Annotated in this window: 15 protein-coding genes and 1 tRNA gene; 9 read left to right on the forward strand and 7 right to left on the reverse strand. The window is 56.7% G+C overall.

Annotated elements, in window-relative coordinates:
* The first annotated feature begins 462 nt into the window (after positions 1-462).
* The 4 genes from AC2FH6_RS05175 to AC2FH6_RS05190 all read left to right on the forward strand — a co-directional run bounded on the left by AC2FH6_RS05175 (position 463) and on the right by AC2FH6_RS05190 (position 4,382).
* Positions 463-1,218, forward strand: a complete 756-nt coding sequence (locus AC2FH6_RS05175; protein ID WP_496701535.1) for a 5-oxoprolinase subunit B family protein — start codon at positions 463-465, stop codon at positions 1,216-1,218.
* Positions 1,215-2,213 (forward strand): 5-oxoprolinase subunit C family protein, encoded by a 999-nt coding sequence (locus AC2FH6_RS05180; protein WP_496701537.1) that lies wholly within the window; start codon positions 1,215-1,217, stop codon positions 2,211-2,213. Before AC2FH6_RS05175 ends, AC2FH6_RS05180 begins: the two co-directional genes overlap by 4 nt.
* A gap of 11 nt (positions 2,214-2,224) precedes the next feature.
* Positions 2,225-2,986: a LamB/YcsF family protein gene (locus AC2FH6_RS05185; protein WP_496700652.1), complete on the forward strand. Its 762-nt coding sequence runs from the start codon at positions 2,225-2,227 to the stop codon at positions 2,984-2,986.
* 148 nt (positions 2,987-3,134) lie between these two features.
* Positions 3,135-4,382, forward strand: coding sequence for a hypothetical protein (locus AC2FH6_RS05190; protein ID WP_496701539.1), 1,248 nt, complete (start codon positions 3,135-3,137; stop codon positions 4,380-4,382).
* A 95-nt stretch (positions 4,383-4,477) separates the two neighbouring features.
* Here the strand turns inward: AC2FH6_RS05190 and AC2FH6_RS05195 are convergent, their stop codons facing one another.
* Positions 4,478-5,851 (reverse strand): D-alanyl-D-alanine carboxypeptidase family protein, encoded by a 1,374-nt coding sequence (locus AC2FH6_RS05195; RefSeq protein ID WP_496701861.1) that lies wholly within the window; start codon positions 5,849-5,851, stop codon positions 4,478-4,480.
* Positions 5,852-6,132: 281 nt separating this feature from the next.
* On the reverse strand, positions 6,133-6,834 hold the full coding sequence (locus AC2FH6_RS05200; RefSeq protein WP_496688681.1) for an HAD family hydrolase: 702 nt from the start codon (positions 6,832-6,834) through the stop codon (positions 6,133-6,135).
* A 93-nt stretch (positions 6,835-6,927) separates the two neighbouring features.
* On the opposite strand from AC2FH6_RS05200, the gene clpS reads away from it, so the two are divergent.
* From clpS to hemF, 4 genes are read left to right on the forward strand one after another with little or no spacing between them, the layout of a single operon-like run.
* Positions 6,928-7,269: an ATP-dependent Clp protease adapter ClpS gene (gene clpS, locus AC2FH6_RS05205; protein WP_496688683.1), complete on the forward strand. Its 342-nt coding sequence runs from the start codon at positions 6,928-6,930 to the stop codon at positions 7,267-7,269.
* A gap of 34 nt (positions 7,270-7,303) precedes the next feature.
* Positions 7,304-8,269 (forward strand): class I SAM-dependent methyltransferase, encoded by a 966-nt coding sequence (locus AC2FH6_RS05210; protein ID WP_496701540.1) that lies wholly within the window; start codon positions 7,304-7,306, stop codon positions 8,267-8,269.
* Between the two features lie 37 nt (positions 8,270-8,306).
* Complete coding sequence (locus tag AC2FH6_RS05215; RefSeq protein ID WP_142635913.1) at positions 8,307-9,110, forward strand: SDR family NAD(P)-dependent oxidoreductase; 804 nt, start codon at positions 8,307-8,309, stop codon at positions 9,108-9,110.
* A 4-nt stretch (positions 9,111-9,114) separates the two neighbouring features.
* Positions 9,115-9,999 carry an oxygen-dependent coproporphyrinogen oxidase gene (hemF, locus tag AC2FH6_RS05220; RefSeq protein ID WP_281995301.1) on the forward strand — a complete coding sequence of 295 codons (885 nt, stop codon included), beginning with the start codon at positions 9,115-9,117 and terminating at the stop codon, positions 9,997-9,999.
* A gap of 40 nt (positions 10,000-10,039) precedes the next feature.
* Here hemF and AC2FH6_RS05225 read toward each other — a convergent pair whose 3' ends face one another.
* From AC2FH6_RS05225 to modA, 4 genes are all read right to left on the reverse strand, one after another.
* Positions 10,040-10,447, reverse strand: a complete 408-nt coding sequence (locus AC2FH6_RS05225) for a hypothetical protein (protein ID WP_496701542.1) — start codon at positions 10,445-10,447, stop codon at positions 10,040-10,042.
* A gap of 72 nt (positions 10,448-10,519) precedes the next feature.
* Positions 10,520-11,620: a molybdenum ABC transporter ATP-binding protein gene (modC, locus tag AC2FH6_RS05230; RefSeq protein ID WP_496700658.1), complete on the reverse strand. Its 1,101-nt coding sequence runs from the start codon at positions 11,618-11,620 to the stop codon at positions 10,520-10,522.
* Positions 11,617-12,309 carry a molybdate ABC transporter permease subunit gene (modB, locus tag AC2FH6_RS05235; RefSeq protein WP_142635905.1) on the reverse strand — a complete coding sequence of 231 codons (693 nt, stop codon included), beginning with the start codon at positions 12,307-12,309 and terminating at the stop codon, positions 11,617-11,619. Before modB ends, modC begins: the two co-directional genes overlap by 4 nt.
* Before the next feature lie 3 nt (positions 12,310-12,312).
* Positions 12,313-13,092, reverse strand: coding sequence for a molybdate ABC transporter substrate-binding protein (gene modA / locus AC2FH6_RS05240; protein ID WP_496701550.1), 780 nt, complete (start codon positions 13,090-13,092; stop codon positions 12,313-12,315).
* Positions 13,093-13,410: 318 nt separating this feature from the next.
* Here modA and AC2FH6_RS05245 point away from each other — a divergent pair.
* Positions 13,411-13,486, forward strand: a tRNA-Val gene (locus AC2FH6_RS05245).
* Between the two features lie 378 nt (positions 13,487-13,864).
* On the opposite strand, the gene AC2FH6_RS05250 is transcribed toward AC2FH6_RS05245, so the two are convergent.
* The gene (locus tag AC2FH6_RS05250) at positions 13,865-14,026 is read right to left on the reverse strand and encodes a hypothetical protein (protein WP_496701551.1); all 162 of its coding nucleotides are present in this window, start codon (positions 14,024-14,026) and stop codon (positions 13,865-13,867) included.
* Positions 14,027-14,028: the final 2 nt, after the last annotated feature.

Here is a 14,028-nt window from a genome sequence, read left to right on the forward strand (position 1 = left end):
GCGTCCGGCCGTCTCTCCAACCCGTCCCACCGTCTCTCCAGTGTGTCCCAAGCGCCTCAGCAGCGCCGGTGAAGGGGGTTCTAAGCATTACAAACATACACCGCAAGCAGAAAATCACGCCCTGAGCAACTTTTTTGCACTTTCTTATTTTACTCAATAAATTCAGATAATTAAGGTGATAAATTCGGCCGATGCACCCAGGGAAGCCCATTATCACGCCTAAGGTATCCACACTGCTTTCCGTACGAGCTATGCCCGATATCAACATATTGTTGAGCTCCCCACGTCTACTACAAGACTCGTATGAGTCGCCGGGTATGAAACACACCCGCACCGAGTCGGAATTTGCCTGCACGCGGTCTGAAACGGGGATGCACCGGCAAATACTTTGCACCCTCTCTTGCGAAACGCTCTGGATTGCGTTCAGGTCACCTGACTAGTTACATACTGGCACGCAGCGAGATGACACGAACACACGCCGCCATCTTCCCACGCATATGCACCGTCGGCTTTGACGGCCTGCTGGTCTCTTTCGCCGAAACCATGGCCGAGCCATCGAACCGGGCAGCATTGGCGTTTCGAGCTGCGGTGGATTCTGAACGGTGGGAAGGTGTCATTGAAACCTCAGCGACGCTAGCGTCGACTTATATCCGATTTGAACCATCCCAGTTTGCCCACGCAAACCTTCGCGAACGGGTCGAGCAGCTGCTGCGGCGGCAGGATTGGTACAAAGCGCCCCTCCCCCAGGGGCGCAGGTTATGGAGTGTCCCCACGGTTTATGGCGGCGCGCTTGCCCCTCAATTAGATGAGGCAGCGGCTGCGGCCAGGCTGTCCCCCGATGAAGCCGCTCATCGATTGAGCACCACAACCGTCCGCGTCCTGACGATCGGATTTGCTCCTGGTCAGCCATATCTTGGCCCGCTCGGCCCCGAGTTCAACATACCGCGCCTCAATAAGTTGACCCCGATGGTGCCCGAGGGCGCTTTGGTATTGGCGATTTCGCAATTTGTCCTTTTCTCGGGGCCCTCACCAACCGGGTGGCGACATATCGGCCAAACCGCTTTTCGCTGTTTTCGTCCTGAAGCACAGAACAGCTTTGCCCTGAAACCCGGCGACGAAATGCAGTTCGTGTCAGTCACGCGTGAGGAACTAGAAGCGATACGCGCCAATGACGTTGATGGATCAGGCGGCGCAACCTGTCAGGAGATCGCGGTTTGAGCCTGTCTGTCCTGCGCATAGGGCCTGCTTGTACAATACAGGATCAAGGCCGCCACGGGTATCTGGATCAAGGGCTGTCCCGATCTGGCGCAGCAGATTTACTGGCCCTGCACGAAGGCGCTGCATTGCTGGGACAAAGCCCAAAACTTGCCGCGCTTGAAATGGTCGGAATGGGCGGTGAATTTGAGGCCACTCATCCCATACAGATTGCACTGACGGGCGCACCGATGCGGGCCAGTATTGATGGCACTGCCATTTCGTGGAATGCCTCTTACCGCCTTGAAACCGGACAGCGGGTGATGATCGGGGCCGCCACACGGGGAACCTATGGATATTTGCACCTGGGCGGCGGTATTGAGATGCAGGAGTTTCTGGGGTCCCGCTCAACTCACCTTACTGCCAAAATCGGGCGCGCCCTACAGGCCGGAGACAGCTTATCCGCCGGGGCAGCGTCACAGCAGGCAGGACAGAAGTTGCGGGCTGAAGATCGGTTCTCGGGCGGTTCGCTGCGGGTTGTGGCCAGTTTTCAGACCGAACTGTTCGACCGGCAAACGCTAGACCGCTTTTTGCGGACGACATTCACTCGCGGGTCCCGCGCAAATCGCATGGGAATGCAGCTGGAAAGCGACGGAGAGGGCTTCGCCGCAAAGGGGCAGCTGAACATATTGTCCGAGGTCATCACCCCCGGCGACATTCAGATGACCGGCACTGGCAATCCCTTTATTCTGCTGCCCGAGTGTCAGACAACCGGCGGGTATCCCAGAATTGCGACCGTCCTTCCCTGTGACCTGCCGCGGGCTGCGCAAACCCCGGCGGGCGTACAGCTTCAGTTCAGGCTGGTCGAAATGGACGAGGCCATTTCCCTGCAGGCGGCTTTTCAAAAAGAACTGGCCAACCTGCCATCCAAGGTCGAACCGCTGATCCGTGATCCTCATGACATTGCTGACCTGCTATCTTATCAACTGGTCAGCGGAATGATCTCTGCCACAGATTAAGGAGTTTGCCGATGCTCAGCGTAGATCTTAATGCCGATATGGGGGAAAGCTTTGGCCCCTGGAGCATGGGCGATGACAAAAGCCTGTTGCGGATTATCACTTCGGCCAACATTGCCTGTGGCGTTCACGCGGGCGATCCGGACGTCATGGCGCAAACGATGACCCTGGCTGCGGAAAACGGTGTCGGCATTGGCGCGCATCCCGGCTTTCCTGACCTACAGGGATTTGGCCGTCGCAATATGAAAATACCCCACGATAGCCTGCGAAATCTTGTTCGGTATCAGTTGGGATCGGCGATCGGTATGGCAAACGCCGTTGGAACGCAGGTCCGGCATCTGAAGCTGCACGGTGCATTGTCCAACATGTGTTCGGTCGATATCGACATGGCGCGGGCCTGTTATCAGGGCGCGCTGGACGTGAACCCAGATATCATCATCATGGTGCTGGCCGTCACCAAGCAGGAAGAAGCCGTTCGGGAATTGGGCTGCAAGTGGGTCGGCGAGATCTTTGCCGACCGCGCCTATAACGACGATGGCACTCTGGTCGACCGAAGCTTGCCCGGCGCCGTCATCCACGACCCCGAAATTGCAGGGCCTCGAATTCTGGAAATGGTCAGCGAGGGGGCCATCATTACCGAAACCGGCAAAAGGCTTAATACCGCGATCGACACGATCTGCCTGCACGGGGATGGACCAACCGCCGTTCAGATTGCGCATTCGGTCCGCGAAAACCTGATCGCGGGCGGTGTCGAGGTGACAAAGTTCCTGCGTTAATCCCGCGGGTGCAATGCGTCCGCCCGTACTCAGACTGTTGCCGAGGTTGAATTCCCTCCCTAGCATGTCAGCAAGCATATGTTCTGAATACCACAATCCCGGCAACGAACCGCACCTGGTTTGCCTAGTCTGGGCAAGGAGTTACTTTATGTCTTTTGATTTAGCGTCTTACGAACCACGCGGCGACAAGAAGAATTCGGACTTCTTCAACGAGTATTTGCCAAAAATTTACGAACGCCGTGCCAGCTCTGGTGTCGCCCAGCAGGTTGGGTCCATGCGCGCTGTCGTGCTTCAGGTCGAAACTGACGTTCTTTTCGACACTCTGGTCGAGCTATATGTGATGTCGCCATACCGCCACACGGCCAGCTATCTTGGACGGACGCATAAATACTCGGTCCTGCATTCACACCTGGACTACCCGGCGCTCATCGTGATGGCTCCGCTTAGCCCGACATTCGAAGACTTCATCCCGCGCATCAACCGCATGTACCCGTTGGCACGAAACACGCCGCAAACGCGCTATGTTGGCGAAGTGTTTAGCGCCACTGACCTGAACACGCTGACCAAAACGCTGGAGGATCAGAATATCCGGTTCGAATATTCCGGCGACACCGAGAACCCGTTTTACACGCTAAAGGGCCTTCGGTTCACCACCCCTTCTGATTTCACCTGCAACCGGGTCGGTTATTCAACGCTGGATTTCAACGATACCGACAGTTTGGGTCTGGGCGACAGGGTATTGCTCAGCAGCGCAGAACAAGCGCGACTGGATGAGGCTGCTGCCTTTGGTGCCGATAGCGATATCTCTTCACTGATGTTGGGCATCGACCATCTGGCGACACGCGTTCTGGCTGGTGAGCGAGAGGATGCGATCCTCGAATTTCTGACGATGGTGCCCTACTATTTCTGGGGGGCGTACAACATTTTCGACATGAATTCGTCGACCAATGTGAACCGCAATGCCGGTGTGGATGATGACAAGAAATCCCCGGCCAAGGTATTTACAGCCAATAATACGCCTTCGTTTGTAAACTCTTTTGCCAAACGGCCCATGCCAACCGAGGATTTCGTCCGCAATTTCGGACGTCGGCTGCATCACATGGCGATCGAGATTCTGGACGGCGATCACGGTGCGGGCGAAAAGAATGTGGATTTCGTTGTAAACACTCTGAAAGACCAAGGGGTGCCATTCCTGGCCCATGTGGTTGGAGAGTGCAAAGACGATCCGAACCTCAAGCAGATCTTCTCAAAACACTCGAAGAACACTCTGCTGATCACCGAGTATATCGAGCGCTGTCATAAGTATGATGGGTTCTTTACCAAAGATAACGTCGCGGCCCTGACTGCGGCCGCCGGTCAGGATGAGCAATATCAGCACGGCCACGTATTCGACTGACCTGATCCCTGCCGCCTACTACGGCACGCTCGCTCAGCAAAAAAAGGCCACGGAATTCCGTGGCCAGACCCATCCAGGAGAGTATATGTCGGGTCTTATGACGGCCCGATCATGAAACAGGTGACATTGCGGGCCCGAAGTCTGCGGCAGGCCAGATCGGCTTGCTCTCGGGTCATGCCCTGGAACGTCGCATCGAACCCGCGTGAGTTTTGATTGACCTTGCGCAGCGTGCCTTCCAATGTGGTCATTTCCGACAGGGCCGTTTTCAGTAGAACCTTTTCAGCCTCGTACCGGGTCGTATAGCGCCCCACATTCACGCCCCACAAATGACCGCCAGAGGTCGACAAGCGTGTGACGATTTCCTGCTCTGGCTCGGGCTGTTCTGCCGAGGCCAGCACCAGATCATCTGTGCGTACCGTCGGGCGCGTCGTTCCTTCGGTCGGCGTCTCTACACCTGCCGAGGCGATGGCTGCGGCGATACCGTCCTGAATCCGCGCGTCGTTCTTGGCTGCGGTTGCGGCGACGTTGTTCGCCACTAGAACGGTACTCCCCCGCTGGGGTCGAAGAACCGGTCGCAGGCTTCTGGTGGGCGCGCCGCTTACGCTGGCGACTTTCGCATTCAAACCTGCATTACCGGCATAGGCCGGCCGGGCTGGTTTGCGGATCGGCGCGCGCGACGGGGCGCGGCGGAAACCCATGTCCAACAGCTCGGCTACTTTGGCATTGCGCGATGCGCCGGATTTGCCACCAAAGACAGTCGCGATGATCCGTTCGTCCTTGCGCTTGGCCGAGGCAACCAGATTGAACCCAGCTGCACGGGTATAGCCCGTCTTGATCCCATCCGCACCGCGATAGGCCGCTAGCAGGCGACGGTTCGTATTGGGAACGGTTTTGATCCCCGCATTCGTGGATTGGCGCGAAAACAGGTTGTAATATTGCGGGTAATCATACAGCAGATGCCGCCCCAGCGTGGTCATGTCCCGTGCGGTCGACAGATGTCCGGCCTCGGTCAGACCATGTGCGTTCTTAAAGGTTGTACGGCTCATTCCCATCGCCTTGGCGGTACGTGTCATGCGGCGCGCAAAGGCGGCCTCGGACCCGCTGAGGGCAACACCAATGGCAGTGGCTGCGTCATTGGCCGACTTCACCGCCGCCGCACGGATCAAATAGCGGAAAGCAATCTTCTGCCCCGAACGCAAACCCAGCTTTGAAGGCGGTTCAGAGGAAGCCTTTTTGGTGATGGTCACCTGCGTATCAAGAGTGATTTCGCCGTTCCGAACCGCTTCAAATGCGATGTACAGTGTCATCATTTTGGTTAACGAGGCCGGATGGAGGCGTGTATCGGCGTTTCGGGAATGCAGCACTTCGCCCGTTCGCGCGTCGATCACCATCGCCGCATATGGGGCAGCAATGCCCTGCGCCGGAGCGAAGGAAAACAACAACAGGAATGCTGCAAGGAATACGCCCATAGGGGCCGGAACTGTCCGCCGTACCTGCACGATTTTTGCCTCTGTCTACCTCAGGCCGCCGGGTTTTCCCGGTCAGCTACTATTTATTTTATTGCTCATCAGCGTAGCACAGCACCCCCGCGAAAGAAACCGAAAGCTCATAACTTTAACGCTTTCAGCGTATGTCAAAGACCCACTAGATGTGGCGGTGCAAACGGCGGCGCACCGCTAAACCTGCCATTTCGTCAAGACTGTGTCGTCGACTGGCCCCTATTTTCGGAAACTGCGACCAAATGGCAACATCAACTCAAAGAGCGAACCAGCGCCGTCAATCCACTAAGATCGGGCAATTCGTGGTATCTGGAACTGTCGGCCGGCACGTCGGCCTGCTCGATCTCCCAGACCAGCCCATGCGGCACGTATACGCCCCAGCATCCGGCCTGAATCGGAGCAACCACATCGGACCGCATCGAATTTCCGACCATCATAGCCGCAGCGGGCCCCTCGCCATGCTGCGCGAAGATCTGGCGATAGATTTCCGGGGTCTTTTCAGACACGATCTCGACCCCGTCGAAAAGATCGCCCAAACCGGATTGCGCAAGTTTGCGTTCCTGGTCTATCAGATCACCCTTGGTGATCAGGATTACGCGGTGGGTGTCGGCAGCGCTTTCGATGGCCTGCCGGGCATAGGGCAACAGCTCGATCGGATGGGCCAACATCTCTTGCCCCGCTTCGATCAGTTGGCGAATGACCCCTGCAGGAACACGGTCTTCGGTCACTTCGATCGCCGTTTCGATCATGGAGAGGGTGAAGCCTTTGATTCCATACCCATAATGCCGGATATTGCGTTTTTCGGCAGCCAGCAATCGGTCCATCAGGTGATCCGATTCGGCATGATCTGATAGCAGGTCGACAAAATGTGCCTGCGTCAGCTGAAAGAACCGTTCGTTGTGCCACAGCGTGTCATCGGCATCGAACCCGATTGTGGTTAGTTTTTCGCCCATTTGGATAACGTCCTGCTGGCTCTTTTATCTGACGCATTGGACGTTATATAAGCGCACAGATAAACCGAAGCCTGAATCGGACGTTTGCGCCTAATGTTTGAGAACCAATGGATGATGTCTGACAAATCGGACGACGATGCAGATTCGTCGATCCTGGTACAGACGCGCCCCAAGACCAAACGCCCGCCGCTGTACAAAGTGCTGCTTTTGAATGACGACTACACCCCGATGGAGTTTGTCGTTCACGTATTGGAACGTTTTTTCGGCATGACCCACGCAGAGGCGTTCGAGATCATGCTAACCGTCCACAAGAAGGGCGTCGCCGTTGTTGGTGTCTTCAGTCATGAGATTGCCGAAACCAAGGTCGGGCAAGTCATGGATTTTGCTCGCCGCCATCAACACCCCCTGCAGTGCACTATGGAACGCGAAGAGTAAGGCGACGCCTGCTGACCTCTTTTCGGAATTGCCAATGTCCCCTCGCCTAGATCTTGCCTTGCAAAGCGGCCTTGAAATCGCGCAACCCCTGTCCGTGATTGGGCCAACGCCCGAGGAAGACCTCGCTGGGCTGGCTTCAGATACGCAGGTAGTCCAGCCATTCAAGCCGTTTCACGACCATTTTGCGGATCACGGATTCAGGGCCACGCCCGAGGCCGATGACCTGTGCCAGGACGCCATCGTTTTCCTGCCGCGTGCCAAGGCTTTGGCCCGCAGCCTCGTGTATCAGGCTTGCCAGCGTTCGGCCGGATTGGTTGTGGTCGACGGCGCCAAGACAAATGGCATCGACAGCCTGTTGAAGGATATTCGCAAACGCGTTGCCGTGCAGGGACCAATCGCAAAAGCACATGGCAAGATCTTTTGGTTTCAGTCCGACGCCAACGCGTTCGAGGACTGGGCCGCACCCGCCACCCAATCCGCCGACGGATTTCAGACAGCGCCCGGAGTATTTTCTGCAGACGGGGTCGACCCGGCTTCAGTAATGCTGCTTGCTGCCCTGCCTGAAAAACTGGGCGGTCGGGTCGCCGATCTGGGGGCTGGCTGGGGATACCTGTCCGCAGGGCTAATGGGTGCAAGGGGGCTGCAGGAATTGCATCTGGTCGAGGCCGATCACATCGCCCTGCAATGTGCTCGTGCAAATGTAAAAGACGACCGTGCACAGTTCCACTGGGCCGACGCGGTCACCTGGCGCGCGCCTGAGCCGCTGGATACGGTCATTATGAACCCGCCGTTTCACACATCGCGCAGTGCTGATCCCACGTTGGGTCAGGGATTCATCAAATCTGCTGCGCGCAGTCTGACACGGGGCGGTTCCCTTTGGATGGTCGCCAATCGACACCTACCCTATGAAATTACGCTGAACGAGGCCTTCGCGCAGGTGAAGGAAGTGACCGGGGACAATCGTTTCAAGGTCTTCCACGTCTCTCGCCCTCGGCGGTGATACCCGCTAACCTGCACCGCACATCAGGAGAACACGCATGTCCTTTTCCATAGCCGGCAAGACCGCGATCGTCACAGGTGGTGCAAATGGTGTCGGATTGGCCATCGGACGTCACTTCGCGGATGCCGGGGCCAATGTCATGTTCGCCGACATGGATGAAAAACGACTGGCCAATGAACTGGGCGAGCAGGCAGATGACAGCAACATCCGTTTCTTCGCCGGGGATCTGCGTGAAAAGCTGACGATTGCGAACCTGCTTTCGGCCACGATTGACGCTTTCGAACAGGTCGACATCCTGATAAATGGCTCGCGCCAGGTTATCCCGTCTGATCCATTGGACATGGAAGACGACTCGGTCCGCACCTTATTGAACCAGAACCTGATGCCTGCCTTGCGACTGAGCCAACTTGTTGCCAAACGGATGATCAAGCAATCCGGTGATGATGAAAACGAAAACCCTGCGGGATCCATCATCAATTTATCTTCGATTGCTGCCCGTCGCACCCATCCCGATCTGATGGCCTATTCGGTGTCTACAGCAGCGCTTGATCAGTTGACCCGATCCCTGGCCGTTGCCCTTGCCCCAAACCGCATCCGCGTGAACTCGATCGCGCTGGGATCGGTGATGAGCGCTTCGCTGCAATCCACGCTCAAGGAAAATCGCACATTTCGGGATGATATCGAAAAGCACACACCCCTTTCCCGGATTGCCGCGCCAAACGAACTGGCCGAAACCGCACAGTACCTTGCCTCGGACGCCGCAGGTTTCATCACTGGACAAATCCTAACCATTGACGGCGGACGCACTTTGCTGGACCCCGTCGCAGCCCCGGCCCATTAAACAGATGTTCGATACTGAAAAAGCCACCGCCGCAGCCTGGTTTCGTGACTTGCGCAATGAAATCGTAAACGCTTTTGAGCAGCTTGAGGATTCCCACGACACCGGACCTTTTTCCGATGCTCAACCCGGTCGTTTCGAAGTCAAAGAGACCAAACGGCATTCCGATGACGGGGCGGACGCCGGTGGCGGTTTGATGTCCGTGATGCGCGGCGGCCGCGTGTTCGAGAAAGTCGGCGTCAATGTCTCGACAGTATTCGGCCAGCTCGGGGAACGGGCGCAACAGGCAATGGCTGCCCGAAAAGGCATTCCCGGAATGACCGAGGACCCGCGGTTCTGGGCCTCGGGTATCAGCTTGGTTGCCCATATGCAGAACCCGCACGCTCCTGCTGTTCACATGAATACGCGCATGTTCTGGACACCTCACGCCTGGTGGTTCGGCGGCGGATCAGACCTGAATCCCTGTATCGAATATGACGAAGACACTGCCCATTTCCACGCAACCCAGAAGGCCCATCTGGATCCCCACGGACCGGGCCACTATCCGCGTTTGAAAGAGTGGGCCGACGAGTATTTCTTTATCCCGCACCGCAAGCGCGCCCGCGGTGTCGGCGGTATCTTTCTGGATGACTATTGCACCGGGGACTGGTCATCGGACTTTGCCCTGACACAGGATATCGGGCGGGCCTTCTTGCCAGCCTTTCTGCCTTTGGTTGAAAAGCGCAGGCAACAGAGCTTTGACGCCGCCGATAAGGATACCCAACTGATTCATCGCGGGCTCTATGCCGAATACAACCTTGTCTATGACCGCGGAACCAAATTCGGGCTAGAGACCGGGCACGACCCGGACGCAGTGCTTATGAGCCTGCCGCCCTTGGCCAAATGGGTCTAACGCCTGACCTGCCTCTGCGGTGCTTTTTACTTCCGAGGTTTCAGAACCCGAAATCCATGAAATTGTCAGAGCAATAGCGCTGCGCCGATGCCGCTGACATGTTCTCGCCAACGCGTTTGACAGTAACCGAATAGCCCGGCGTCGTATCAACCCCTTCGGGCGCAGTCAGCGAGAATTGCACCGTCCGTGTCTGTTTGTCATAGGCCCGGGTTATGTAAATACGCTGGTTCGATTTGGTTCTAAGCGTGCGTATCGCAAAATCCCCGATCCCGCACCAATAGGCCACTGGCGCAGAACTGCCGCTGGTTGAGACCTCGTAAACGCCATTGTCACGTGGTGTCACTGTCGTTTGGAATGCGGGGTTTATACCGACCCCGAACCCAACAGCCTGGGCCATGGCAGGCACCATCATCAGCGTTAGAATACATGTTGATACAAAGTATTTCATGGTGCTCGACCCCGGACAAAATGGTTTCCTTGGGAAATCATAGAACAGATGCGCTTTCCGTAAAGCGCCGTTTCAATTCTCAAAGTGCAGCCGCCCACCGACATCCTGCGGCGCAAGCGCCACGGTTTTTATCACCGCAAAGCAAGGTTTGCCCGCAGCAAGCCCAAGGGCTTCTACCGAACGTCGGGTGATCCGAGCCAGAATAGTCCCTGCAGGTGTAATGACAGAGACGATCGCACCGGGGCCTTCCCCGGCTCGGATCGTATCAACCCTGCCCTCCAGTACATTCAGCGCTGACAGGCCCTCGGGCCGCTTACTGGCAAGGATCACCTCTTGTGCGGGGATGCGAATACGCAGGCTTTCGCCGACCTTATGGGGAATACGCGGCAGAAATAGGCGCGCCTCTTCGGCTGCCAACTCGGTCAACCCGTCTGCATGGTGAGCTGATACCTGCACCTGAAGCACCGCACCAACGGCTCTGACACCGAGCGGGGCCACAGAAGGATCAGCCATCACTTCGGAAGCCGGGCCTTGCCGAACCACCTTGCCGTCCTGCAGGGCAACGACAGAAGTTGCCAGCCGCGCAACTTCGGCTGCCGAGTGGGTCACATAAAGGATCGGCACCGAAATCTCATCCCGAAGCCGTTCGAAATAGGGCAGTATCTCGGCCTTCCGTGCATCATCCAATGCGGCCAGAGGCTCATCCGCGAGGATCAGACGCGGGCTGGCCAATAAGGCGCGGCCTATGGCGACACGCTGCTTCTCGCCACCTGACAAGCTCAGTGGACGACGGTCCAGAAGATGCCCGATCCCCAACATCTCAATTACCTTATCGGGGTCTTCGCGCGGCACGCTTTTGGGCGCAAACCAGCGCCCATAGGACAGGTTCTGGCGCACTGTCAGATGCGGGAACAGCCGTCCTTCCTGAAAAATATACCCCAAGCGGCGTTTATGCGGAGGCAGCCAAAGGCGCTTTTCCGTATCGAACAACGTCCATCCGTCCACGGATACGCGACCAGCTTTGGGCTCCAGCAATCCCGCAACAGCGTTAACGATTGTCGTCTTACCGGCGCCGGACCTTCCATACAGAACCGTCACCCCGGCAGGCGCATCAAATTTGGCATCCAACTGAATACCTGGCAGATCATGTTGCAGATTGACGGAAAGGCTCATGTCCCCGACACCCTTGCCGCGGCGCGACGACCGACAAACTCTGACAAAAGCAGCGCCCCCATCGCGATGATGACCGATATCACCACTAGCCGCATCGCCGCCGCCTCACCACCCGGAACCTGCAGAAACGCATAAACGGCCGATGGCAACGTCTGTGTCTGTCCAGGTATGTTCGAAACAAAGGTGATCGTCGCGCCGAACTCACCCATGGCTTTTGCAAAGGCAAGGATGGTCCCGGCGATCACCCCCGGCAGAATCATCGGCAAAGTTACGGTGACAAAAACCCAAAGACGCGAGGCACCCAGCGTGGCTCCGGCCTGTTCGAGCTTAGGGTCGACGGCTTCGATCGAAAGGCGAATAGCACGGACCATCAGCGGAAACGCCATGATCCCGGCGGCCAGCGCCGCGCCGGTCCAGCGAAACGCAAAGACAATTCCAAGCCCCGCCAGAGGTCCACCAATCGGGCCCTGAATACCAAAGGTCAATAGCAGCAGATATCCCGTAACAACGGGCGGCAGGATCAATGGCAAATGCACCAACCCATTCAACACTTGTCGCCCGGGAAAGCGCCAGCGTGCCAGTGCATAGGCAACGAATACACCAAAGGGCAAAGTAACCAGCGTTGCCCAGAAAGAGACACGCAGCGACAATTTCAGCGCCTCAAGTTCTTCCGGTCCCAGCCAACCCATCGGCTAGTCGCCCGGCAGGGCAAATCCCTGCTCTGCAAAGACTGTCATCGCTGCGCCCGTCTGTAAGTAGCTTAGAAATGCATATGCCTCGGCTGAGGCTTGCGTTGTTACAGCGGCCGGGTAGACAATTTCCGGGTGAAGATTTGCAGGGAAAGAGGCCACAACCCGCACCCGATCCTCGGCCTGGGAATCCGATCGGTAGACAACACCCAAGGGGGCAGCCCCCGCGGCAACCAAAGCCAGAGCCGCGCGTACATTGTCGGTCTGCGCCACCTGCTGCTGAACACTATCCCAAAGACCTAGGTTTTGCAGCGCCGCTTTGCCGTAAATTCCTGCAGGCACGGCATCGACCAGGGCCATCGCAAGATGCCCACCTGACAAAGCGGCTGAGATGTCCGTCTGCGGGGAAAGCCCCTCAATTTCAACGGCCGTCGGCCCACCGATCAGGACAAGCCCATTTCCCAAAAGGTTAACCCGCGATCCAGCATCTATCAGCCCATTCTCCTGAAGGACATCCATCCAGTCACTGTTGGCTGAAATATACACATCCGCCGGGGCGCCCTGTTGAATTTGACGTGCCAGTATAGAAGACGCCGCATACGATATGACAACCTCCTGACCACTTTGCCGTTCAAAACTCGGCACAAGTGAATCCAGAGCATTTTTCAGACTGGCAGCAGCAAAAACCAAAACATCGTCGGCCTCTGCACGCTGCGGAGTCGATATCAAACTACCCAAAACAATAGCAGCAACCAGAAAACGGCTTGCGGATGACAGGGTCATATTGTTCCCGTCTCGTAGGTTAAGGTTCCATCAGGGGATATCTGAGGCGGCGGGGGGCGCGCAAGCATCGATAGGACGCATCGTGAATAAGAACCTTTGAAACGGGCAATCCATAGCCGCTACAACACCCAAGATATTTTGAAGGTGCCTGGTCCGAAACGACCGGTTCAGATTTCGTGATCCCTCAGAAAGTCTGATAAATCGGAGCTCGGTTGGCTGTGATATCACCCCAGATTCCCGCCTTGTCTAAATTCAGTGAAAGAAATTGTGCCAGACCCTCTTGCGCCCGCGCGCTGGCTTGGCTAAATGCAGCCTCACGGGTGATTAGCTCAGTTGGTAGAGCGCTTCGTTTACACCGAAGATGTCGGGAGTTCGAGTCTCTCATCACCCACCATTCTTTCCCTACAATGTATCAAGGTCTTACGCGGCTAGCACCTTTTGCTGTGCTGCGCATGAAACTGTGTCCGCTGCGCCTCCGCTGCACTTAAACGGAGATGATGTCTCCAACACAGGAGATATGAGCTATGGCAACAATCGTAAAACGACCTAGCGGGAAGTGGCAAGCGACTGTGCGGAAGGACGGGCAATCCCGATCTAAGTCTATTCATAAGCGTGCTGATGCGACGAAGTGGGTTAGTGAAACGGAGATGAGCACCGACAGGGGATTGCTAACCCCAACCCTCAGTGTGGGCGTATCCGAGATGACACTTGGTGAAGTGCTGCGAAAGTCCCGAGCCCGCGCGAAGTAGGTATGAAGTTGGTTGTAGTCGGTTCAACCACTGCCGTATGGGCTGGCCAACACGCCGATGACGATTATGTCTTGCACGAAATGCTTCGCCTCTTCTGACGCATCCCAAGTCTTGCTTTCCTCGCTGGCGTGTAGTGCGCCACCAAAAGTGATCGCTATGGCGCATGCGGCCAACAGGGTCTTCATGA

This window comes from Ruegeria sp. CDSC045, from assembly GCF_059610725.1.